The organism is Mucilaginibacter rubeus (assembly GCF_003286415.2).
GTDB classification, from domain to species: domain Bacteria; phylum Bacteroidota; class Bacteroidia; order Sphingobacteriales; family Sphingobacteriaceae; genus Mucilaginibacter; species Mucilaginibacter rubeus_A.
Genome location: NZ_CP043450.1, coordinates 5,317,941 through 5,338,097, shown reverse-complemented (window position 1 = coordinate 5,338,097; position 20,157 = coordinate 5,317,941). Strand labels below are relative to the sequence as shown.

The following is a 20,157-nucleotide window of genomic DNA, read 5'->3' as shown; positions in this document are numbered from 1 at the left end:
TAGCATTGTGAATTATGATTTTAAAATTTAGTGAACGGTTATATGCAGATCTGAATAAAGACCTGAACACCTTACTGCTGGAAGAAGACCATTTGGTCAAAAGGCTTGAACAATCAGTCCATCTATGTCTGCGGAGCCTCCGAAAGCTGAAGGATTTTTGCAAACAGCATGAACCCGGCTCAGCCGAGGAGGAGATCCAGTTTTTTAAAAAGATCAAACCCAAGTTCAAATGCCAGCTGATCTTTCACCAGTCGCTTTTGAACATCGAACTTCGTAAACCAATCGGGGACAGCAAAGTGATCAGTGATTATTACAGCCAGGAGATTAATATCCTCAATCATTTTTTCGAGAGCAACCGGTCGTTTTTTCAATATGTCCGCACCCAGGCTACGTACCTCGACCAGCATTATTTTATGCGGGGCCAGTATGATGTTCAACTCGATCCGGACCTGTGTGTCATTGACTTTGATCCGGCGTTCAGTACCAGTCATGACAATAAGCTGGCCCAGGTGCTGGCGAGCGCACTCCTGCAGGAACATCTGGAACAGGCCATTTGCAAGCTGAGCCGGAAAGAGGCCATTTCGGGTACAGACCAGGAATTGACGGATTTCGACTGGAAGCAAACCAAGGTCGCGCTGATCGAACTGGTCTATAGCTGGCATGCGACCGAGGCGTTTGGCAAGAAGAACCTGAAAAGTATAGTGAAATTCATTGAACGTGCCTTTAATATTTCCCTGGGTAATTTCTATGATACCTATGACTGGCTATGCGGCAGGCCCAGCCCGACGCTCTACATCGACGAAATGAAGGAAGCCTTTATGACCAGGCTACAGAAGAAACTCAAATACTGAATACTAAAGCGGCATTAGCCGCTTTTTTTTGCAAAAAAAATGAAAAAAGTCATACTCCGAGTCGGATGACCTCGGAGCAATCCGTGGAGCAGGCTGGCCAATTTTGTACCGTACCCGGCGGCAATGGAGCCCCGGAAAATCTACCCCGATATGCTCAATCAAATCTCCTGGCCAGCATTCATCTCCGGTATGGCGATCCTGCTCAGCCTTTACTACGCTTATGTGGCGGCTTTCTTTTACAAAAAGGAAATCCTTGCATTCCTGTACCGGCTTTCCGGTCGCCAGGCAGTGACCGATCCGGCTAAAACCGGGTTTGTCCCCGAGCCGGCTTATACGGTGATGGGATCTGCCCGAAACCTCCGGGAAGCAGCGGAAGAAGAAGAACTTCAGTTCGGACCGTCTGATAATCCGGACGAAGATGGGGGTGACAACACCTTAACTGCCGCTAGGGCAGGGGCCAGCGCAGAAGTGGCCGCATCGTTCTCCGGGATGATGTCCGAGTGCAGAACGCTGATCCGGGTGATCAACGAATCCGGAGAAAGCAAAGAAAATTTCGAAATGCTGTTCAGGATCCTGGTGAAAAAATACCCGGAACTCGGCGAATCCCCTTATCGTCAGCAGGTGACCAAAACGCTGCTGGAAGAAAGTGAAGGCCAATTCCCCTTCGAGCTCAGCGCCGGGGAACTGGAAAGTTACTGGACGAATCATTAACCCTTAAACATATCCATATGAAAATCTCAGTTTTAAAACATGCGAAAGGCAGGATCACTGCCATTGTTAAGATCGCGTTCCTGGTGATTTCCGTTATCGCCCTTTCCATACAGGACCTGTGGGCGGCGGATGGTAACGCGGGTATTTCCGAAGCGACCAACCAGGTTAAAGGCTATTTCGATACGGGCACCAACCTGATGTATGCGATCGGGGCGGTTAGCGGACTGGTGGGTGCGATCAAGGTCTATAAAAAATGGAACGACGGCGAACATGATACCGGCAAGATGGCTTCCGCCTGGTTTGGCAGCTGTATTTTCCTGGTGGTCGTAGCCACTGTGCTCAAATCATTTTTTGGGATTTAAACAGGAAAGGAGAGCAGCAACATGGCGATCTATCAAATCAATAAAGGCATTAACAGGTCCATTGAATTTAAAGGGCTCAAGGCCCAGTATATCGGCTACCTCGGAGGCGGACTGGTGACCCTGCTGGTCCTGTTCGCGATCCTTTACATTACGGGCGTTCCGGTCTATCTCTGCATCCTGGTACTTGCCGCCGCCGGCGGAGGGTTGTTTTACCAGGTTTTCCAGCTCAGTAACCGGTACGGAGAGCATGGCCTGATGAAAAAGACGGCGAAACGCTATATTCCCGGCTACCTGAAGTTCAGTTCCCGCAAATTATTCCTTCACTTAAAACGATAAGCCATGGCGACATTTCAACATGCAGCGCGCATATTCCCGGTTTATAAAGTGGAACATGACTGCCTTGTTTCCGCGCAGGGCGACATCACCATAGCCTATCAACTGATGCTGCCCGAAATATTTACGTTAGCGGATAACGAGTACGAAGCCTATCACCAGGCCTGGATACGTGCCGTTAAGGTATTACCGAAGCAAAGTATCATTCACAAACAGGACCGGTTCATCAGGCAACAGTATCAGGGTAACGGCCTGGCGGAAAGCAGCTTTCTGAACCGGGCCGCTGACAGGCACTTCCGGGGCCGGCCCTATCTCGACCATGACTGTTACCTGATGCTGACCAAAAAAGCCGGTGACCGAAAGCAGGCCAGCAGCGCATTTTCCGGATTGTTCCGGAAGCACCTTGTTCCGCGCCAGGTTACCGACGACAGGGAATTACTGGAGTTCGAGGAGAAAGCCGGGCAGTTTGCGCGGATCCTCAGCGATTGCGGTTTATTATCGCTTCGCCGGATCCAAGATGATGAACTGGCCGGTACGATGGAACAGGCCGGATTGCTGGAACAATATTGCTTTTTGCTGGACGGCGGGGAACGGCCCGTGCTGAAGGATGTACACCTGAATGACGGCATCCGGATCGGAGATGATCATGTGCGTATCTATACGCTGGGGGATGCTGAAGATATGCCCTCCATGTGCGGCAGCAGGATCACTTATGAAAAGTACAGCACCGACCAGACGAAGTTCCCGGTAGGGTTTGCCAGCCAGCTTAACCTTCTGCTCGACTGCAACCATATCTACAACCAGTTCCTCTTCATCGAGGATACGCCCAAAGTGCTCAAGCAATTGGAGGCGAAGAAGCTGCGGCTGCAGTCGTTGTCCGCCTACAGCCGGGAAAACACGATCAGCATGGATGCGACCAATGATTTCCTTAATGAGGCGATCAGCCAGCAAAGACTGCCGGTCAAAGCACATTTCAATGTCATGGTCTGGAGCGACCAGCCGGAGCAACTGCAGGAGATCAAGAATCAGGTAGGCTCCGCTATGGCGCAACTCGGAGCGAGCGCCAAACTGGAATCGGACGGCGCAGCGCAGATCTGGTGGGCCGGTATCCCGGGTAACGCGGCGGACTTTCCGCTGAATGATACCTTCGATACTTTTCTGGAACAGGGTACCTGCTTCCTGAACCTGGAAAGCAATTACCGGAGTGATCCGCCATCCCAGGGGATCCGGTTCTGTGACCGCCTGTCCGGCAGACCGGTGTACATCGATCTGTTCGATGCGCCGAGAAAGAAAGGTATTACTTCGAACATGGGCATGCTGGTTTGCGGCACATCAGGCGGCGGAAAGAGCATGACGGTCAACCATATCCTGCGAACGTTGTATGACCAGGGCGCGCATTGCGTAACGGTCGATATCGGGGGCAGTTACAAGGGCCTTTGTGAACTGGTCGGCGGTTATTATTTCACCTATGAAGAAGCAAACCCTATCCGGTTCAACCCCTTCTATATCCCTGAAGGACAAACGCTGGACACGGAGAAAAAGGAAAGCCTGAAGGCCTTGCTGGTGACTTTATGGAAACAGGAGAACGAAAGTTTTATCCGGAGCGAATATGTAGCCCTATCCAATGCTTTACAGGGTTATTATGATCATCTAAAAAAACACCGCGATATATTTCCATCTTTCAATACTTTCTATGATTATCTGTATGGAACCTATGCCAAGGTATTGAAAGCTCATAAAGTCAAAGACAAAGATTTCGACCTGGACAGCTTTCTTTACGTACTTCAACCATTTTACGCCGGCGGGGAATTCGATTACCTGCTGAATGCGACCGATAACATCGATCTGTTGGAGCAGCGATTCGTGGTTATCGAGCTGGATAATATCAAGGACCACCCGATCCTGTTCCCCGTGGTGACACTGATCATCATGGAGATGTTCATTTCGAAAATGCGGAAACTGAAAGGCATCCGTAAGGTGCTGACGATCGACGAGGCCTGGAAGGCTATCGCCAATTCAGGGATGGCCGGTTTCATCCAATACGCTTTCAAGACTATCCGGAAGTTCAACGGCGTTCCGAATGTGGTCACCCAGGAATTGGACGACCTGATCAGTTCACCCATCGTGAAGGATGCGATCATCAACAATGCAGCGATCAAGATCCTGATGGATATGCGCAGCTACCTGAACAAGTTCGATAAACTGCAGGCTACTTTGGGGATGTCGGATAAGGGGAAAGCGCAGGTCTTATCAGTCAGCAAGGAAAACCGGGACATTTATATCGACCTCGGCGGCCGGGTGATGAAAGTGGTCAAAAACGAACTCTGTTCCGAGGAATATTTCGCTTACACTACAGAAGGTACCGAACGGGTGAAGATCCAGGAACTGGCTTCGCTCCATGGCGGTATGGAGCAGGGAATCACCGCAATGGTTAAAGAACAAAAACAAAATCATTCTCAGTAATCGCAAGTCTTATGAAATCATTTAAAATCAATTTATTCGTGCTTTTCTGTGGTCTGATGATTTTTGCGACCTGCAAAAGCAATAAAGAACAAAACCTCTCCGGCGTTTATGTAAATGATGGTAGAAGCGAGTTTAGCGTTGCCTCAGATACACTTATCATATCCGAGTTGAATTCTGAAAGTATGACATTTCTGATTGAGAGACATACCGGATTCAACTCAATCAAAAATGGCAGAATGTTGCCTCGGCAATATGAGCAAAGTAAATGGGTTGGCAATTGGGATGCGAATCATCAGGTCCTGACAGAGGGCCAATACGGCAGGCAAATCAGGATTTCACCCGATCATCAAGGCATCCTGTTAAGAACTACGCCATATCAAAAAGTAAAAAACTGATATCCTATTCAAACGATAGTACTGCCCGGAAATCCCGGGAGAAGGGAGGATTATGAAAATTTTTAAGGTTACACTACCGATCAGTCTTGCTTTTGTGCTGGTATCGGTATCTGCGGAAAATGCCAGGGCACAGTTCGTCATTACAGACGTCATCAAAGCTGCAGCTACGAAAGTAATTAAAGCGATCGATCTCAAAGTTCAGCGCATGCAAAACCAAACGATCTGGCTGCAAAATGCGCAGAAGGTTCTGGAGAACCAGCTTTCCAAACTCAGGCTCGACGAAATTACCAGATGGACCGATCAACAGCGGCAGCTTTACAGCAACTATTATGATGAGCTGTGGCGGATCAAATCTGTGATCACTTATTATCAGCGGATCAAGGATATGACCGCAAAGCAACTGGCGATGGTCAGGGAGTACCGGCAAGCCTGGGCGGTGGTCAACCGGGATGGCCGGTTCAGCCCGGCAGAATTAAGCTATATGGAAGAGGTGTATGCCGGGATGCTGGATGCCAGTCTCAGGAACCTGGATCAGATCATGATGGTCATTAACGGGTTTAAGACCCAAATGACCGATGAGCAGCGTCTCGTACTCATCAATAAAGCGGGTGACCGGCTCGATGAAAACTATGATGACCTGCATCGCTTCAACGAACAGAATATATTACTCAGCCAGCAGCGGGGCAAGGAAACAGGTGAAATAAAAACTATCAAAAAACTTTATGAAATTCCGCAATAACGACAACACCAGCAAAAGCAGTACACCTGTTTTTAAGCTGTTTTTCTACATTTTTTGGATCCTGATCGTTTCAGCCAAGGGCTCAAACGTCCATGCACAAACTTTCGCGGAATGGTTCCGGCAGAACAGTACGCAAAAGAAATACCTGCTTCAGCAGATTGCCGCTCTCCAATTATTGGGCGGCTATGTCAGGGATGGCTACAGGATCGCAGGCAAAGGGCTCGGTTCCATTTCCGGTTATCTCAGTTCGGAATATACCCTTCACAACGGATTCTATTCCAGGCTCGAAACGGCTGATCCTTCGATCAGAGAAAGCCCGGAGATTACCGAGATTCTGAACTGGCGGAGCGAAATACTCAAGGCATTGGGACCGGGTGATGCCTACACCGTATTGATGCCTCAGGAGCAGCAATACGTAGCAAGAGTAGGGGATGCCGTCCAAATGGACTGCGATTCACAAATCGCTCACCTTGAGCAGGTCATCACGGATGGTCAGCTGAAAATGAATGATTCCGAGCGGCTGCGGCTGATCGGTCAGATCCATGGAGCGATGCAGGACAACTATCGCTTTGTCCTGACTTTCCTGAACAGTGTTAGAATACTGGTCATTCAGCGGCAACAGGAAAAGAACGCTATTCAAACGAGCAACGCTTTATACTTCAAGCATTAACCATTTCCTTATGAAGCATCTTTTGAAATACATTTTACCCCTGGTTTTACTGTTGTTTTCCTTCATCTCTCCAGAGAAGGCATCGGCTCAAAGCCAGGAACTCCAGCAATTAATCCTGGATGTGGAGAAACTAACTCAGTTCAAGAATATCCTTAACGATATGAAGACCGGCTACCAGATTTATAATAAAGGTTACGGCCTAGTCTCGAACTTATCCAAAGGTAATTTTAACCTGCACGATCTCTACCTGGGAAGCTTGATGGCCATCAACCCTTCCATCAGGAACTACGGGCGTGTAGCGGAGGTCATCAGTATGCAGGTTAGTTTAGTAAGCGAATATAAGTCTGCGATCTCCGGATTCCGGAGGCGGGGCGTTTTCAGCGCGGCTGAGCTTTCTTATATGGAAAATGTGTATTCCAAACTTCTCGCCGAAAGTTTGGATGACCTGACGGAACTTACTCATTTGATTACCGCAAATGAACTTCGGATGTCAGACGCCGAGCGCATCGAAGGCATTGACCGGCTTTATGCGACAGGATCGGATAAGCTACAGTTCCTTAGGTCTTTTAATCGGCAGGGAGCGCTGCTCGCTATCCAGCGCGCCAAAGATCTGGCGGACAGCCGGACAATGAAACAGGTATTTACCATTAAAAATTGATCATGATGAGAAACAAATTATTATTCGCCGGAATCGTCGCCGGGGCCATGATGCTATTGCCATTCAATTCCCGCGCCGCAGGCATCGCTGATGATATACACGGATTACAGGCAACCCTCGACAGCGTTTATAATGATATGCTGCCATTATGCGGCGAACTCATCGGTGTGGGTCGCGCTATTGCGGGTTTTGGTGCATTACTTTATATCAGCTACCGGGTGTGGCGTCAGATCGCCAATGCCGAGCCTATCGATTTTTATCCCCTGATGCGTCCCTTTGCCTTAGGTATCGCATTGATAATTTTTCCGGGCGTGATCGCTGTGATCAATGGCGTCATGCAACCGACCGTCATCGCTACTTCAGGGATGGTACAGAATTCGGATGCCGCCATTGAAAAACTGTTGCAGGCCAAAGAGGCGGCAGTAAAGCAGACGGAAACCTGGCAAATGTATGTCGGGGAAAGTGGAGAGGGGGACCGTGCAACCTGGTATAAATACACGCATCACGATGACCCAACAGGTGCAAATGAAGGTGTCATTGATGGGATAGGCAATGATGTAAAATTCGCCATGGCCAAAGCATCTTATAATTTCAGAAATACGGTAAAGCAATGGATGTCAGAAGTTTTACAGGTGCTTTATGAAGCCGCTGCACTTTGTATCAATACCATCAGGACCTTTTACCTGATCGTGCTTGCCATTCTCGGGCCAATTGTTTTTGGTTTAGCGGTATTTGACGGATTTCAGCATACGCTGTCTGTCTGGTTAGCCAAGTACATCAATGTATTCCTATGGCTGCCGGTGGCCAACATCTTCGGGGCCATCATCGGCAAGGTCCAGGAGAACATGCTCAAGTTGGATATTTCCCAGGTGGAAAATACCGGTGATACTTTCTTCAGTTCCACCGATACTGCCTACCTGATCTTCCTGATCATTGGCATCCTCGGTTATTTCACCGTGCCCGGCATTGCAGGATATATCGTGAATGCGGGTGGCGGCAACGGTTTATTACAAAAAGTAAATACGCTGATCAGCCAGTCTTCCCGTACGATTACGCAGGCAGGTACGGCCGGAGGGCAGCGGGCCTTAAACGGTGCGTTTAATCTCGCTTCAGCACCCGGTGATCTTGCAGCGGGATACCGTTCCGGCGGTAGGGAAAACCAGGTCGATAATTACCAGGCCGGGCGCTTATCCGGTGATAAAGATAATAAAGTCTCTTAACCAAAAACGACTGCCATGTTTACACATCTGAAAAATATCGACACCGCCTTTAAGCATATCAAAGTTTTCAGCATCGTGCTGATCGGCGCAAATATTTTCATTACCTGTTTTGTCTGCTATATCAATAGTAAAACGGTTGCCAGGGCACAACAAACCGTTCATATCCTTTACAACGGGAAAGTGCTGGAGGCGCTCGCGTCCGACCGGAAGAGCAATCTGCCGGTAGAGCTGCGAGACCATATTAAGACTTTTCACGAGGATTTTTTCAATCTTAGCCCTGATGACCAGGCCATACAGGCCAATATCTCTAAAGCGCTTTACCTGGCCGACGAATCTGCCAAACACCAGTACGATAACCTCAAGGAGTCCGGATATTTCAATAACCTGATCTCCGCGAACATCTCGCAGCGGATCAAGGTAGACAGTACGAGTTTGGAGGGTAACCAATTTCCATATTCCTTCACCTGTTACGCGACCGAAAAGCTTATCCGGGCGAGCAGCACAGTAACCCGGAAGCTGGTGACCCGTGGAGAGGTCCGGGATATGCAGCAACAGACCGATAATAATCCACATGGATTCCTGATCCAGCACTGGCAGGTATTGACGAATCGCGACACAACGATTAAACATTAATCCTATGAACCTATTCAGCAGACAACCGAAAACTATTGACGCGGCAAATGATCCGTTGGCGATCAGGATCGCCGGTAAGGTCATCCGGTGGCAGGATCATGTCAGCATGCGCATGAATAAGATGGTCGGTAATTATTCCCTTCGCCGGCAAGCGGGGATACTGGCCGCGATCATTGCGGTATTTGCGGGGGCGATGGTAGCCAGTTTGATCCTGCAGCGCGGGAAGTCGGCGCCGATTACCAGCGGAAGCTACGTTTCCCGGCATATCGGCGAAGCGTCAAATGGCCAGCCGCCCGGGGAGGATACCGTATTAAAAACAGATTCATTAACCCATCGAAAATAGATCTTATGAAAAAGCAACAACAGAAGGCTGCGAAGCCGCAGCATAGCAATGAATTTTTAAAGAAAAGACGATTCCTTATGGTATTACCCTTGCTGGTACTCCCATTTACCACTATGGCATTCTGGGCACTTGGCGGGGGGAAATCTGCAAAATCGTCTTTTCCCGTGGCAGAGCAGAAAGGGATCGATATGGCTTTACCTTCAGCGCAGTTTAAAGAAGATAAAGCCAAAGATAAAATGGGGATTTACCAGTCCTCGAACAACGATTCCGCTCATGCTACAGATGGCATCAGCCAAAGTTTTGTTGAACGCATGGGTTTTGGAAGCAGGAATAGTGTTGTACCCAAGGAAGAGCAGGCAGCTAATACCCTCAAGCCTTTTACTGCCGACCAACAATCCGCAAAAATTGAGGCGCGGCTTTCACAACTTAACCGTCAGCTCCATCAGCCACAGCCTGCGGTAACAGCACCTTCCTATAGCCCTGAACATTCGGAAGCTGTAAAAAATGTAGAGCAGATCCAAAAGATGGTTAACAGTATGCATGCCGATAATAGCCCGGACCCGGAGATCCAGCAATTAAGCAAGCTGATGGAGCAATTGCAAACATTACAGAATTCGCAACGCCCCGAAAATTCACCAGGCAAATCCAATCCGCCGAAGACGGATTCTGCAGCGCAGCCTTTTCGCGCTGTTCCCGCAGTTATTGACGGAAAACAAAAAGTAGCGGACGGCGGCGTCGTGAAACTGAAGCTGACCGATACATTGACGGTTAAGAACCAGGTATTGCCGAAAGGGCAGGAATTGTTTGGCATGTGCCAGGTAACCAACCAACGGCTGCTATTGACAATCAGAAATATCAGGCTGGATAAGCAGATATTGCCGGTAAACCTGACTGTTTTCAGTCTGGACGGGATGCCGGGTATTCCTGCCCCTGAAGCGGAAATATCGGGGGCCGCTATTTCCGCCGGCGATAACGCGATCCAAAGTATGCAGTTTCTATCCGTTGACCAGAGTATCGGCGCGCAGGCGGCCGCGGGCGGCGTGAACGCGGCTAAAAGCATTTTCAGCAAAAAGGCCAGGAAAATCAAGGTCAGGCTTGGTGATGCCTATCCAGTCCTGCTTAAAATCAATCCCTAAGCCCAATGAAAGTAATGACCAACCGGGTACTCCTGGCTTTCAGCGACTTGGAAGATCGAAAGAAAGTCATGGATCCCCTGCTCAGAACAGGTATAGCTGACCAGTCCGGTATCAGCAGGCTTCAATACAACCACCTGAGGGAGGCCCGGCACCGGCTTATCCAAACGGCGAGACCCGATGAACAGCCTTTTATGCTATTGCTCAATAACCAGATCAAGAAACTTGAGCGTCAAATATTCCCTAATCCAGTGGTCAGGGTTTTTCACCGGCTGAAAGACCGTTATATCGACCGGCCCGCTTTCCTCGCGCAACAACGGATACAACGGGAAAATAATATGACCACTCTGAAGACCATGTTGAGGAATTCAGGTCTTGGTTCTATAGCCGGCAGATTGGAAGATCATCTGGACCAGGATCAGCGCCAGGTTAAGCTTGCTGTCGATTCCCAACTTGAACGGGATAAGAAACTTGGTTTGAACCTGCATTTTGAAAAAGATGCCTATGGTAATTTCCAGCTGAACCGGGTCGACGGAAAATTACTTCGCGGCGATCATGGAGTCAGTTCGCACTCCTTTATGACAGCCGAGTGGCCGGATCTTAAAGTCGATCAGGTCAGAGGGCTTTTAGAGGGACGTGCCCTTAAACAAAATTACCCTGATTTTGAAGGGCGGGAACAGCAACGCTGGGTGCAACTCGGATCAGAAGGTATCCGGGAATACCATCCGGATTATGCTTTTGACATCGGAAAAGTGTTAAGCGATCTCCCCGCTATATCTGGTAACAAGACGGAGTTTGCCCGGCTGCTCGAGAATGGTCAGCAGGTAGAAACTCAATGGAAACAGCACGGGCAATCACATGAGGTTTTCCTGCAGGCTGACCCTGCAACCAAAAAGATCCTGCTTTTCGATGCCGATTACCGGCCTTTCAACCCCCCTCAACCTGAGCAGAAGAAGGAAAAGGCGGATAATAGCATTAAAGCGGAACCTGAATTACAAAACTTAACGAAAGGAGTGAAAAATGGATCGCGCCACAAACTTATTTGAATTGAAGAACCAACTGGCTGATCTCGGCTTTGTTTCGCCGAAACTGGTTGACCGGCTGCGGGAGAGTGTCCTGAGCAACAATGTCCAGTTTCAAATCCAGCACCGCGAGGTTTCTGAACGGGTGGCGTTTGATTTCTTTTTCGATCTCTACCGCCCCGTGCGGGAGGGGCCAGTTGTATTGCACAGTTACGATGCTTTTTTATATCAGCAGGGAACGATGAATCAAAGTTCACGCGGATTCAGCGCGGACGTCCATAAGGACGTTGCCGCGAAGGTGCTGGCTAAAGAACTGGTCCTAAAACAGCCGGACGAGCCGACAGTGCCGTGGATCATGAACAGAGCAGAAGCGAGTACTTACCTGACTGCCGATAACCCGAAACAAATCGATTATTTCCAACAATTAAATCATAGTCCAATGAATCAGAACGTAGAATTTTTGAAGAACAGTCTGCTGAACCTTGGGTTTGGCGAGAAGCTGAACGGTGAAATGGAAAAGCAGATCAAAGCGAAAACGCCTGAATTTAACCTGACCACGCAACAGGAATATAACCAGCGTAAAGTCGACTATACGCTTCATTTTAAGGCCGGGAATAATCAGGATATGTATTTCCTGAATAAATTCGACGCCTCTGTAAAACAAGGCAATGAAAACACCACGCAAAGTTTTTATATCAACAAAGGTAACGGCGTTACGGCGAAGGAAGCGTTTAACCTTATGGACCGGTCGGATGGCTTGGACGGCAGGGCGGTATTCAAGCAGCTGTTCAATAAAGATCAGGAGAAATATCATGCCTGGGTGAAGCTGGATTGGAAGGACCTGACCGATGGCGGGAATGCCCGTTTAAAGCAGCACAGCTTTGACGTCGAAAAATTCCTTGACGGCAAGGGAATCAAGGAAATGAATGATCCCAAATCAAGGGAAGACCTGCTTCGTTCGCTAAAGAAAGGCAACAAACAGCAGATTACGGTCGAAAAGGACGGCAATGAGCAGAAGTATTTTATCGCTGCCAACCCGCAATATAAAACTGTCAACGTCTTTGACCATCAAATGAAAAAGATGAAAAGGGAAGAATTGTTCCCACCTGCCCAGAAACAGGAAACAAGTCAAAAACAAACCAGATCAGAAAAGCAGGGTGATTCTTCAAAAGCGCAGGAGCCTGAGAAAAAGCAGTCCCGTAAAAGCAGTGTAAAAGTTTGATCGTCGTCACAGCAAATCACGATTGTTCTCAAACCAGTAGTAAATCCATATTAATCATCATCTTTGGCTTTAATGAGCTCTCCTAAGCTCATTGTGATAAGGTTTAGGAAAAAGTCCCGGCGGCGAGCGCTTTGGGGCTTTTATTTTTGGCGGCGATTGAGCAGAACTTTCAACATATCAATTAAAACTGCCGGAAATCTTTATTTTTGAACATGATCGTCGAGGAACTCATTTATTTTGAAAAGCAACAGCTGAAGCCTGCTAATCCTTTGGATGTGCAGGTATCCAAGATTCAGGCTTTTTTTTCCGGCTTTCCTCCTGTAAGTCTTGAAAAACTAAAATTTTTTGTGGTCTTACTCAAAGAACGTCAGGCTGAAGAACAACGCTATCAGGGATTTAGTCTCTACAAACTTATTTCGGTTTTTCTCGTGGTTAGTGCAATTATCTCGGCTTTAGCGTTCAGGGGGGGATCGCCCTTCCAGGAAATCAGGATGGGACTTCTGATGGGATCAATGATACTGGCTGTTTTATGGATATTCCTGCTGATGCAACTTATCCACTCAAAAAAAAATTTAAAATATCAGCTTCTTATTCGTGTATTGGAATCTTATATTGAGAAAATCTCAATGGGCTAACCCGGTTTTGCATGATACTAATTCTAGCGACTTTAAAATTATTTTGTCATAAATTTTTAAGGTATTCAGTAATAATAAATATCCTGCATCTGATCAAAAATTCCGGCTAACCTGAAACCGGAACGCTTTAATACTTTTGCAGCCGGAATATTACGCCGGTTGACAACGGCTGCCAGTTCTCGGATCCCTTTACCTTCCAAATGTTTGACTACTTTCGGCAGTAATCCCGTCATTAATGCTTTGCCCCGGACGTGTCCTTTCAAATAAAATTCGATAAAAAATGGATAGTGTGCCAGCTGGTAATGCTCTTTAGCCACTACCGGCGGTATAAGGTCCAGAACACCTAATAATGCACCGTTCGACTTTGAGCGGATCAAATGGACCTGGTTGCGGCCGGAATAGAAATTTAATATAGCGGTACTCAGCCAGATCCTGGCCTCATGCAATGATGTGAGTTTTTTGTCGGGTAGGTATTGTAACGTATGCTCATCGGATAATAACTGATAGATTTCCGAGGCCAGTCTTTCATGTTGCAGGACATCATTTGCGGCTAAAGGTTCGATACAATAGGCATCGTTTTCGATAACGGTCATATCCGGAAACGTAGGGCGATGTTTTTAGCGACTGCACTAACCAGGTCGGCCGTAATACCTTGCATTGGTTTTTCCGCCACCCAAAACTTGCCTTCTTTAATGATCGTCAACGGCTGGCCGTCCAGCAGCAGATCGATGATCTGTGTTTCACGCGTAATTGCTTCTTTGTTCAAGATCCTGAAACTATAATCTTGATTCTCAAAATTTATCCTTAGTAATTGTCCCATACCCAGCGGCTGAAATTAATTTATTTTTTCTTTTCGGTCAAATTAAGCGATCATGCCGGCCATCCAGCAGAGTATAAGTGCATCGCATAAACAATATGTCCGTTATGCTCCTTTTAGGACTCTTTTTAATGCAGAGATGCCGGCGATCGGACAATTTATTTAGCGTATGATAATGCTTTTTTGAAAGGACTCAATACCTTTGATTATGCACTTTGGTAGAAACGAAATAGACATAACAAATTTTGATCATCACTTGCCGGCGGACAGCGTGAGAACTTTACGGGTTTTCGAAAACGCGGAACCTGTGGGTGATTTTGAAGCCTTTGTGGGCGCGCCAAAGTGGGGTTATAAGAATTGGATCGGCAGCTTATATCCCAAAGGAACCAAAGACGCAGACTTTTTAAGGAATTATGCCAGGTATTTTAATACGGTAGAGCTTGGGGCTACATTTTATCAGCCACAACCCCGGGAACGGATCGCCGCCTGGAAAGAAATGGTTCAGGACATACCTGACTTTAAATTCTGCCCCAAGTTCCCGCAGAGTATTACGCATATCCGCAGGTTTCGTAATGTAGAGGAACAAACCAACGAATTTTACACTAATATCTCCGTTTTCGGAAAACATCTCGGACCTTTGTTTCTTCAACTGGCGGATAACTTCTCACCCAAGAGCTTTCCCGAATTGAGGTCCTATTTATCATCTTTACCTTCAGATGCGCCTTTGTATATCGAAGTAAGGAATAAAAGCTGGTTTGCAGCGGAAGAACACCGGAATAGTTTGTTTAACTTGCTCAGTGATCTAAATATCGGTGCGGTCGTCTCGGACACGGCCGGAAGGCGGGATTGCCTACACATGGAACTGACGGTCCCACATGCTTTTATACGATTCGTTAATTGCGGGGACGAGCGAACAGATTTACTCAGGTTAGATGAGTGGGTCAAACGGCTTAAAGCGTGGAAGCAAACCGGCCTCAGGTCCCTTTACTTTTTCATCCACGCCGGCGACGCGCCTTCATTGTCATTGTATGATTATTTCATTGATAGCCTGAACCGGGAACTCAGCTTAAAAATCCAGATTCCCGGTCAGTCGCTTAAATAATTTATGATGGAAGATCAAGATCCTACTTTTAGTTTTGAACTGGATTACGCAGGAGAAAAAGTCAGGTGCCGGGTGAACATGCAGGCGCAATCCTGCGAGATATTGTTCGACGGGCGCTTTATCGCGACTATAGCCCTTACGGGTGATGCGACCTGGATACAGGAATCGGGCGTCATACTGCCGGATTCGATCATTGAAGAAATTGGCCTTCGGGTCGAAAGTGAATACCTTTAAGCTTAAATCAACCATGCCAGAAATTCCTGATCTCAACATATTCCGTGACAACCTTGCTAAAAAGCTTGCCGGCAGAACTTTGTCAGCCATCCATATTCCCATAACCCGTCAACTCAAAGTTCCGGAAATCGTCATACAGGAATCCCTGGAGGGGCATGCTTTAACCGATATCAGGAGAACAGGCAAAGAATTACATTTTATATTTCAAAACGGCCATGTATTAAGTGTGCACCTGATGTTGCACGGTACCATGTACTGGTATGAAGGTGAAAATACAAACCGGTTTACGATCGCGGAATTATTATTTGAAGACCAAACCGGTCTTGCGATCACGGATTGGCAGAAAGCGGTAATCCTGACCCTCGATCCCAAGCCGGCTGTCGTCCCCGATGCCATGCAGCTACCGGACGGATATCTGCGATCGGCATTGCCGAAGTTATCGAAATCCATTAAAACTGTGTTGACCGAGGGCAAAACTGTGCAGGGCATAGGAAACGCCTATGTGGATGAGATCCTTTATGCCGCCAAAATATCACCTTTTTCCAAAGCCAATAAAATCCCTGAAACAAATATTGAGATTTTAACGGCAGCGATTAAATCGGTATTGACCGATGCTGAAAATCATATCCGTCACAACTTTCCGGATACGATCACCGAAAAGGAACGTGATTTCTTGCAGGTACACCGCCCGAAACAAAGCTTAACACTCAGCGGCGAACCTATTCTTAAGGCTGAAGTGGATAAACGCAAGACGTATTATACAGAAAGCCAGCATTTATTTGAGTAAATTTGTTAGGCCCGCGGGATCTTACCGTTTAAGGATAATAATTCCCATTTGCCATTATGCCTGAGAACGCTTTTACATGAGCATCTCTTTATGATCGGTTGGCTCACTTGCTTCCAGGCATGCGGGTAACGGTTGGGCCGGACCCTGAAGATGCCGATGGTCAGCAAAGAAATATCCAAATACATGTTAGCGGCCTCATTGCAGGATTGCAAGTGCTTTACTTATTTGAGATCATTGATATTGCTACGAGGTTAAATGGCCCAAGAGTGGCACAATTCGGACAGCGCATGAAAGCGCTCAAGGCATCCAAAGGCTTTCTTATCCACAACCAGAATCCCAATAAGGACGTTTATAAATTCAGCCGCAGAAATGGTGTCGAACTTGTTTATCAGGATGGAATCTTGTCCGGAGATTTTCTGATCGAGCCGGAAGTTCCAGTCAAATTTTTCAATCCGACGCTAAGTGCAGTGCAGCGGAAGTGAATCAAACTGTATTTTATAACAATGCCATGTGCTTGAACCCTCCTCCGTGCCTGGAACAGGTACCTGAAGATTTCGGAATAGTTTCTTCGGATGGGGGGCAAACACAAATCAAACTGGGCGATTACATTGCCGGGCAATACCTGCAGAAACGGCCCAACCTGCTTGGTTATGAAAAATTGAAATTACAGGATGAAAGAGTGTTTACCCGCTGGAATAACAGCTGGTTGCTGACGGAGTTCACCGTCACATTCAAATGGAACAAACCGGCATGTCTCGTTTACATGAAATCAGCCGAGCTTCTGGCTTTTCAATCTCAATGGGAAGGTAAAAAGATCACATCGGAATTTAGAGTCCGGAATTTGAGTTTGCCGGAACAAGAACGCTGGATAATCATCGGTAATCCATATGATATGCCTGTTCATTGTCATCTGCTTTACGAAAAACCGATGAAGCTCCCTGAAGAAGACATGGAAGCCTGGATCCCCCGGCATATCGTATATAAAGGGGATTGATCATTGATCTGGCAAATCTTCCGGCACTTCTTCCGGATGATTTTTAAAATATTTCCGTGCCTGTTTCAGACCTGTAGCAATTGCTTCACCTTCATCGTTGGTTGTTTTCAAAACCTCATTGGCGATCTCCGTTGCTTTATCGCGCAGATAACCGGGCTGGTTCTTGTAGGATGGCGGATAGTCGCCGTTGTACCATGGCATAGGCGTCGAAATAAAATTAAACTTCTGTTCTGTTCAGCAATGAACCCGGTTTTTCCGGGCTGATCTCCGGCTGCGGCGCCGGATGTTGCGGCAATTCAACCGGCTCCTTGTCCGGCGCTTCCGTTGGTATGCCGGGGCTTGCGGGGTCACTGGGTTGTTGTATTTCCGGCGAAGCGGGCCGAACCGGCGCTTCCTGCGGCTCATTCGGCATGGTCTCGTGTTGCTTACCCATAATAAATCAGTTTATTTGAAATATCTACCCAATTATTGTTCCAATCTGACATCCCGCTCAGAAAAAAATACAGGACGAACAAGGCTGGGTTTTATTTCTTACTAATTAATTTAATTTCTTATAAATGGCACGGTATTGGCAATAGGTTTAGCCTATCAAAAGAAAAACACTATGAGCACGACAACAGCAGCAACAGGCGTTATCAACGACCTGATCGAAATTAACAATGACCGCGTAGCGGGTTTTGAAAAAGCCATTGCGGATATCAAAGATGAAAATATTGACCTCAAAGAACTGTTCCAGGGTTATGCTGCACAGAGCCGTAAAAACAGCCAGGAACTGGCGGCGCTGGTAGGTAACGTTGATGAGGTGGAAACAGGTAACAGCGTAAGTGGTACTTTACACCGGGCCTGGATAGACGTTAAGTCCCTGTTTGGCGGCAGCGACCGTGCCAGTATCCTTTCAGAAGCAGAAAGGGGCGAAGATGCCATCAAAAAAGCATATCAGGATGCATTGAACAGTGAAGATCTTCCGGTCAATGGACGTGAAACGGTAAGCAGCCAGGCACAGGAGATCAATGCCGCGCACGACCAGATCAAAGCTTTGCGGGATGCCGCTAAAATTTAATTTCCATGTAGTTTTTTTGAAAGCTGCCTTGAGGGGCAGCTTTTTTATTGCCCATGCTCTACGAAAACAATATAGCCCAATTGTTGACCATTCATGAAATCTATCAGGAAGCCGACTTCCTTGATTACGCAAGGGGCAGGGAGATCCTGGCCAAATATCCCGACGCTAAACTGATCGAGATAAGAACTCACAACGAGATACCCGAGCTGATCGGGTTTGCCGGTCAAGTCGAATACTGGCTGCAAATCCAGGGTCTCTGAAAATAGTGTAGCTTTTGGTGATCACGGTATGGCCATTCAAATGTACCAGGGTATCCGGAAGGACCATTACTTTACAGTTGGGATGTAATGTCAGGAACAAAGGGGCCACAACAGCAAATTATAAGATCCGTGTACCGAATACTTTGTCAATAGCGCTGCTCAATTGATATTTTATACAACCTGTGAGAGTTTTTGGAACAGCCTTTGCATGATGAGGTCATCATTTACCTAAAGAAAATAAAATGAGATCACTTTTGTACATCGTAGCAGTTATCCTCGTTATAGGATGGGCTATCGGAACATTCGCTTACGCAGCCGGCGGGCTGATCCATGTATTATTGGTTATTGCAATTATTTCGTTGATTCTCGGTTTCCTCAGGAGGGATACCACTGTAGTCTGATTTATCAATCTTACAGATAACCCGGTGAGCAGCCGGGTTATTGGTTTATCTATTCTTTATGGCTAATTATCCTATCAGCATTGCTTTAGATAAGAAAGTACATCATTTTGAAGTGGGTGAATACCCGCATCATGATGAAAACCGCTGCCGTTACCGCGTTTATGAGGACGGGAAACTGGTTGCCAGCTTTGAACCGGACGCTCAGAATTATCTTTATGTATGCCAAAATACCGCTGGACTGGAGGAGGAATTGCTTCATTTGCTGGCTGATCAGATCGAAGCGAAACTACAGCACCCCGGCAATAAGCACCTGGATTTAAAAGACCGAGAACAATGAGATCAATCTGGACAGGATCAATCGGCTTCGGCCTGGTGAGCATACCCATCAAACTCTTTTCGGCCGTACAGGAAACGAGGCTGGATCTGGATATGTTGGACAGCCGTGATCACGCGAACATCAAGTTCATGCGTGTCAATGAACACACAAAAAAAGAAGTACCTTACGACAAGATCGTAAAAGGATATAAATACAACGATGACTACGTTATCATCGAAGACGCGGACTTTGAGGCGGCTTCGCCGGAAAAGAGCAAAGTGATCGAAATCGAAAACTTTGTAGACCTGGATTCGGTGAACCCGATGTACTATGAAAGCTCCTATTATACACAGCCGGCAACAAAGAAGAATAAAGCCTACGCACTATTGCTGGAGGCATTAAAAAAATCGGGTAAAGCAGGCCTCGCCCGTTTCGTGTTGCGTAGTACGGAGAGCCTTTGCATTGTACATCCTGTTGAACAAAATATCGTAATTACCCGTATCCGGTTTGCCCAGCAGATCCGTGATCAAAAAGAATTATCACTGGATGAAGATATCACGGTAAGCAAAAAGGAGCTGGACATGGGTTTGGCGTTGATCAACCAATATGCGGAGCCACTCGATCTTTCCAAATATAAAGACCAGTATCATGATGAGCTGATGAAGATCATTGAGGCAAAGGCGAAGGGTAAACGACCTACGATCAAGAAATTAAAACCCAAACCGTCGAAGAGCAATGATCTTTATGATCAGCTCCTGAACAGCTTACAGTCAAAAAAAGGCGCATAAATTTAAGT

30 protein-coding genes are annotated in these 20,157 nt (G+C 47.1%); 26 read left to right on the top strand and 4 right to left on the bottom strand.

Going from position 1 to position 20,157, the window contains the following annotated elements:
* Positions 1 to 14 precede the first annotated feature (14 nt).
* The 16 genes from DEO27_RS21200 to DEO27_RS21125 all read left to right on the top strand — a co-directional run bounded on the left by DEO27_RS21200 (position 15) and on the right by DEO27_RS21125 (position 13,390).
* Positions 15 to 851, top strand: a complete 837-nt coding sequence (locus DEO27_RS21200; protein WP_112575374.1) for an RteC domain-containing protein — start codon at positions 15 to 17, stop codon at positions 849 to 851.
* 150 nt (positions 852 to 1,001) lie between these two features.
* The gene (locus DEO27_RS21195) at positions 1,002 to 1,562 is read left to right on the top strand and encodes a hypothetical protein (RefSeq protein ID WP_146750134.1); all 561 of its coding nucleotides are present in this window, start codon (positions 1,002 to 1,004) and stop codon (positions 1,560 to 1,562) included.
* A 17-nt stretch (positions 1,563 to 1,579) separates the two neighbouring features.
* Positions 1,580 to 1,924 carry a DUF4134 domain-containing protein gene (locus DEO27_RS21190; RefSeq protein WP_112575376.1) on the top strand — a complete coding sequence of 115 codons (345 nt, stop codon included), beginning with the start codon at positions 1,580 to 1,582 and terminating at the stop codon, positions 1,922 to 1,924.
* A gap of 21 nt (positions 1,925 to 1,945) precedes the next feature.
* A complete protein-coding gene (locus tag DEO27_RS21185) occupies positions 1,946 to 2,260 on the top strand; it encodes a DUF4133 domain-containing protein (RefSeq protein ID WP_112575377.1) in 315 nt (104 codons plus the stop codon).
* Between the two features lie 3 nt (positions 2,261 to 2,263).
* A complete protein-coding gene (locus DEO27_RS21180) occupies positions 2,264 to 4,720 on the top strand; it encodes a TraG family conjugative transposon ATPase (RefSeq protein ID WP_112575378.1) in 2,457 nt (818 codons plus the stop codon).
* An 11-nt stretch (positions 4,721 to 4,731) separates the two neighbouring features.
* Positions 4,732 to 5,115 carry a hypothetical protein gene (locus tag DEO27_RS21175; protein WP_146750135.1) on the top strand — a complete coding sequence of 128 codons (384 nt, stop codon included), beginning with the start codon at positions 4,732 to 4,734 and terminating at the stop codon, positions 5,113 to 5,115.
* A 52-nt stretch (positions 5,116 to 5,167) separates the two neighbouring features.
* Complete coding sequence (locus tag DEO27_RS21170; RefSeq protein ID WP_112575380.1) at positions 5,168 to 5,854, top strand: conjugal transfer protein TraI; 687 nt, start codon at positions 5,168 to 5,170, stop codon at positions 5,852 to 5,854.
* Complete coding sequence (locus DEO27_RS21165) at positions 5,838 to 6,524, top strand: hypothetical protein (RefSeq protein ID WP_112575381.1); 687 nt, start codon at positions 5,838 to 5,840, stop codon at positions 6,522 to 6,524. Before DEO27_RS21170 ends, DEO27_RS21165 begins: the two co-directional genes overlap by 17 nt.
* A 10-nt stretch (positions 6,525 to 6,534) precedes the next feature.
* Positions 6,535 to 7,182: a TerB family tellurite resistance protein gene (locus tag DEO27_RS21160; RefSeq protein ID WP_112575382.1), complete on the top strand. Its 648-nt coding sequence runs from the start codon at positions 6,535 to 6,537 to the stop codon at positions 7,180 to 7,182.
* A 5-nt stretch (positions 7,183 to 7,187) separates the two neighbouring features.
* Entirely contained in the window at positions 7,188 to 8,402 is a 1,215-nt protein-coding gene (gene traJ, locus DEO27_RS21155; protein WP_112575425.1) for a conjugative transposon protein TraJ, read from the top strand.
* A gap of 15 nt (positions 8,403 to 8,417) precedes the next feature.
* Complete coding sequence (gene traK, locus DEO27_RS21150) at positions 8,418 to 9,035, top strand: conjugative transposon protein TraK (protein WP_112575383.1); 618 nt, start codon at positions 8,418 to 8,420, stop codon at positions 9,033 to 9,035.
* Positions 9,036 to 9,039: 4 nt separating this feature from the next.
* Positions 9,040 to 9,378, top strand: coding sequence for a hypothetical protein (locus DEO27_RS21145; RefSeq protein ID WP_112575384.1), 339 nt, complete (start codon positions 9,040 to 9,042; stop codon positions 9,376 to 9,378).
* 5 nt (positions 9,379 to 9,383) lie between these two features.
* Positions 9,384 to 10,514, top strand: coding sequence for a conjugative transposon protein TraM (gene traM, locus DEO27_RS21140; RefSeq protein WP_112575385.1), 1,131 nt, complete (start codon positions 9,384 to 9,386; stop codon positions 10,512 to 10,514).
* A gap of 68 nt (positions 10,515 to 10,582) precedes the next feature.
* On the top strand, positions 10,583 to 11,557 hold the full coding sequence (locus DEO27_RS21135) for a hypothetical protein (RefSeq protein ID WP_146750136.1): 975 nt from the start codon (positions 10,583 to 10,585) through the stop codon (positions 11,555 to 11,557).
* Complete coding sequence (locus DEO27_RS21130) at positions 11,532 to 12,755, top strand: hypothetical protein (RefSeq protein ID WP_112575387.1); 1,224 nt, start codon at positions 11,532 to 11,534, stop codon at positions 12,753 to 12,755. Before DEO27_RS21135 ends, DEO27_RS21130 begins: the two co-directional genes overlap by 26 nt.
* 212 nt (positions 12,756 to 12,967) lie before the next feature.
* A complete protein-coding gene (locus DEO27_RS21125) occupies positions 12,968 to 13,390 on the top strand; it encodes a hypothetical protein (protein WP_112575388.1) in 423 nt (140 codons plus the stop codon).
* 65 nt (positions 13,391 to 13,455) lie between these two features.
* On the opposite strand, the gene DEO27_RS21120 is transcribed toward DEO27_RS21125, so the two are convergent.
* Complete coding sequence (locus DEO27_RS21120; RefSeq protein WP_112575389.1) at positions 13,456 to 13,983, bottom strand: GNAT family N-acetyltransferase; 528 nt, start codon at positions 13,981 to 13,983, stop codon at positions 13,456 to 13,458.
* Positions 13,980 to 14,156, bottom strand: a complete 177-nt coding sequence (locus DEO27_RS31525) for a hypothetical protein (RefSeq protein WP_190295168.1) — start codon at positions 14,154 to 14,156, stop codon at positions 13,980 to 13,982. The genes DEO27_RS21120 and DEO27_RS31525 overlap by 4 nt, the downstream gene beginning before the upstream one ends.
* Positions 14,157 to 14,415: 259 nt before the next feature.
* Between DEO27_RS31525 and DEO27_RS21115 the strand changes: the two genes are divergently transcribed.
* The 5 genes from DEO27_RS21115 to DEO27_RS21100 all read left to right on the top strand — a co-directional run bounded on the left by DEO27_RS21115 (position 14,416) and on the right by DEO27_RS21100 (position 17,324).
* On the top strand, positions 14,416 to 15,309 hold the full coding sequence (locus tag DEO27_RS21115) for a DUF72 domain-containing protein (RefSeq protein ID WP_112575391.1): 894 nt from the start codon (positions 14,416 to 14,418) through the stop codon (positions 15,307 to 15,309).
* A gap of 3 nt (positions 15,310 to 15,312) precedes the next feature.
* Positions 15,313 to 15,543 carry a hypothetical protein gene (locus tag DEO27_RS31520; protein WP_190295166.1) on the top strand — a complete coding sequence of 77 codons (231 nt, stop codon included), beginning with the start codon at positions 15,313 to 15,315 and terminating at the stop codon, positions 15,541 to 15,543.
* A 13-nt stretch (positions 15,544 to 15,556) separates the two neighbouring features.
* On the top strand, positions 15,557 to 16,330 hold the full coding sequence (locus DEO27_RS21110; RefSeq protein WP_190295164.1) for a DNA-formamidopyrimidine glycosylase family protein: 774 nt from the start codon (positions 15,557 to 15,559) through the stop codon (positions 16,328 to 16,330).
* Between the two features lie 98 nt (positions 16,331 to 16,428).
* Complete coding sequence (locus DEO27_RS21105; RefSeq protein WP_146750137.1) at positions 16,429 to 16,812, top strand: hypothetical protein; 384 nt, start codon at positions 16,429 to 16,431, stop codon at positions 16,810 to 16,812.
* Positions 16,809 to 17,324 (top strand): hypothetical protein, encoded by a 516-nt coding sequence (locus DEO27_RS21100; RefSeq protein ID WP_146750138.1) that lies wholly within the window; start codon positions 16,809 to 16,811, stop codon positions 17,322 to 17,324. Before DEO27_RS21105 ends, DEO27_RS21100 begins: the two co-directional genes overlap by 4 nt.
* Here DEO27_RS21100 and DEO27_RS21095 read toward each other — a convergent pair whose 3' ends face one another.
* On the bottom strand, positions 17,325 to 17,525 hold the full coding sequence (locus DEO27_RS21095; protein WP_112575395.1) for a hypothetical protein: 201 nt from the start codon (positions 17,523 to 17,525) through the stop codon (positions 17,325 to 17,327). It abuts the gene before it with no gap.
* A 16-nt stretch (positions 17,526 to 17,541) separates the two neighbouring features.
* Positions 17,542 to 17,757 carry a hypothetical protein gene (locus tag DEO27_RS21090; RefSeq protein ID WP_112575396.1) on the bottom strand — a complete coding sequence of 72 codons (216 nt, stop codon included), beginning with the start codon at positions 17,755 to 17,757 and terminating at the stop codon, positions 17,542 to 17,544.
* A gap of 171 nt (positions 17,758 to 17,928) precedes the next feature.
* Here DEO27_RS21090 and DEO27_RS21085 point away from each other — a divergent pair, with 171 nt between their 5' ends.
* From DEO27_RS21085 to DEO27_RS21065, 5 genes are all read left to right on the top strand, one after another.
* Complete coding sequence (locus DEO27_RS21085; RefSeq protein ID WP_112575397.1) at positions 17,929 to 18,384, top strand: ferritin-like domain-containing protein; 456 nt, start codon at positions 17,929 to 17,931, stop codon at positions 18,382 to 18,384.
* 53 nt (positions 18,385 to 18,437) lie between these two features.
* The gene (locus DEO27_RS21080; protein ID WP_112575398.1) at positions 18,438 to 18,644 is read left to right on the top strand and encodes a hypothetical protein; all 207 of its coding nucleotides are present in this window, start codon (positions 18,438 to 18,440) and stop codon (positions 18,642 to 18,644) included.
* Between the two features lie 242 nt (positions 18,645 to 18,886).
* Positions 18,887 to 19,045, top strand: coding sequence for a lmo0937 family membrane protein (locus DEO27_RS21075; RefSeq protein WP_112575399.1), 159 nt, complete (start codon positions 18,887 to 18,889; stop codon positions 19,043 to 19,045).
* A gap of 58 nt (positions 19,046 to 19,103) precedes the next feature.
* On the top strand, positions 19,104 to 19,382 hold the full coding sequence (locus DEO27_RS21070) for a hypothetical protein (RefSeq protein WP_112575400.1): 279 nt from the start codon (positions 19,104 to 19,106) through the stop codon (positions 19,380 to 19,382).
* Entirely contained in the window at positions 19,379 to 20,149 is a 771-nt protein-coding gene (locus tag DEO27_RS21065) for a Ku protein (protein WP_112575401.1), read from the top strand. The genes DEO27_RS21070 and DEO27_RS21065 overlap by 4 nt, the downstream gene beginning before the upstream one ends.
* Positions 20,150 to 20,157 lie beyond the last annotated feature (8 nt).

Excerpts from the sequence above, each read along its gene's own strand:
- DEO27_RS21200 (WP_112575374.1), top strand. The coding sequence starts at position 15 with ATGATTTTAAAATTTAGTGAACGGTTATATGCAGATCTGAATAAAGAC.
- DEO27_RS21195 (WP_146750134.1), top strand. The coding sequence starts at position 1,002 with ATGCTCAATCAAATCTCCTGGCCAGCATTCATCTCCGGTATGGCGATC.
- DEO27_RS21190 (WP_112575376.1), top strand. The coding sequence starts at position 1,580 with ATGAAAATCTCAGTTTTAAAACATGCGAAAGGCAGGATCACTGCCATT.
- DEO27_RS21185 (WP_112575377.1), top strand. The coding sequence starts at position 1,946 with ATGGCGATCTATCAAATCAATAAAGGCATTAACAGGTCCATTGAATTT.
- DEO27_RS21180 (WP_112575378.1), top strand. The coding sequence starts at position 2,264 with ATGGCGACATTTCAACATGCAGCGCGCATATTCCCGGTTTATAAAGTG.
- DEO27_RS21175 (WP_146750135.1), top strand. The coding sequence starts at position 4,732 with ATGAAATCATTTAAAATCAATTTATTCGTGCTTTTCTGTGGTCTGATG.
- DEO27_RS21170 (WP_112575380.1), top strand. The coding sequence starts at position 5,168 with ATGAAAATTTTTAAGGTTACACTACCGATCAGTCTTGCTTTTGTGCTG.
- DEO27_RS21165 (WP_112575381.1), top strand. The coding sequence starts at position 5,838 with ATGAAATTCCGCAATAACGACAACACCAGCAAAAGCAGTACACCTGTT.
- DEO27_RS21160 (WP_112575382.1), top strand. The coding sequence starts at position 6,535 with ATGAAGCATCTTTTGAAATACATTTTACCCCTGGTTTTACTGTTGTTT.
- traJ (WP_112575425.1), top strand. The coding sequence starts at position 7,188 with ATGAGAAACAAATTATTATTCGCCGGAATCGTCGCCGGGGCCATGATG.
- traK (WP_112575383.1), top strand. The coding sequence starts at position 8,418 with ATGTTTACACATCTGAAAAATATCGACACCGCCTTTAAGCATATCAAA.
- DEO27_RS21145 (WP_112575384.1), top strand. The coding sequence starts at position 9,040 with ATGAACCTATTCAGCAGACAACCGAAAACTATTGACGCGGCAAATGAT.
- traM (WP_112575385.1), top strand. The coding sequence starts at position 9,384 with ATGAAAAAGCAACAACAGAAGGCTGCGAAGCCGCAGCATAGCAATGAA.
- DEO27_RS21135 (WP_146750136.1), top strand. The coding sequence starts at position 10,583 with ATGGATCCCCTGCTCAGAACAGGTATAGCTGACCAGTCCGGTATCAGC.
- DEO27_RS21130 (WP_112575387.1), top strand. The coding sequence starts at position 11,532 with ATGGATCGCGCCACAAACTTATTTGAATTGAAGAACCAACTGGCTGAT.
- DEO27_RS21125 (WP_112575388.1), top strand. The coding sequence starts at position 12,968 with ATGATCGTCGAGGAACTCATTTATTTTGAAAAGCAACAGCTGAAGCCT.
- DEO27_RS21120 (WP_112575389.1), bottom strand. The coding sequence starts at position 13,983 with ATGACCGTTATCGAAAACGATGCCTATTGTATCGAACCTTTAGCCGCA.
- DEO27_RS21115 (WP_112575391.1), top strand. The coding sequence starts at position 14,416 with ATGCACTTTGGTAGAAACGAAATAGACATAACAAATTTTGATCATCAC.
- DEO27_RS31520 (WP_190295166.1), top strand. The coding sequence starts at position 15,313 with ATGATGGAAGATCAAGATCCTACTTTTAGTTTTGAACTGGATTACGCA.
- DEO27_RS21110 (WP_190295164.1), top strand. The coding sequence starts at position 15,557 with ATGCCAGAAATTCCTGATCTCAACATATTCCGTGACAACCTTGCTAAA.
- DEO27_RS21095 (WP_112575395.1), bottom strand. The coding sequence starts at position 17,525 with ATGCCATGGTACAACGGCGACTATCCGCCATCCTACAAGAACCAGCCC.
- DEO27_RS21090 (WP_112575396.1), bottom strand. The coding sequence starts at position 17,757 with ATGGGTAAGCAACACGAGACCATGCCGAATGAGCCGCAGGAAGCGCCG.
- DEO27_RS21085 (WP_112575397.1), top strand. The coding sequence starts at position 17,929 with ATGAGCACGACAACAGCAGCAACAGGCGTTATCAACGACCTGATCGAA.
- DEO27_RS21080 (WP_112575398.1), top strand. The coding sequence starts at position 18,438 with ATGCTCTACGAAAACAATATAGCCCAATTGTTGACCATTCATGAAATC.
- DEO27_RS21075 (WP_112575399.1), top strand. The coding sequence starts at position 18,887 with ATGAGATCACTTTTGTACATCGTAGCAGTTATCCTCGTTATAGGATGG.
- DEO27_RS21070 (WP_112575400.1), top strand. The coding sequence starts at position 19,104 with ATGGCTAATTATCCTATCAGCATTGCTTTAGATAAGAAAGTACATCAT.
- DEO27_RS21065 (WP_112575401.1), top strand. The coding sequence starts at position 19,379 with ATGAGATCAATCTGGACAGGATCAATCGGCTTCGGCCTGGTGAGCATA.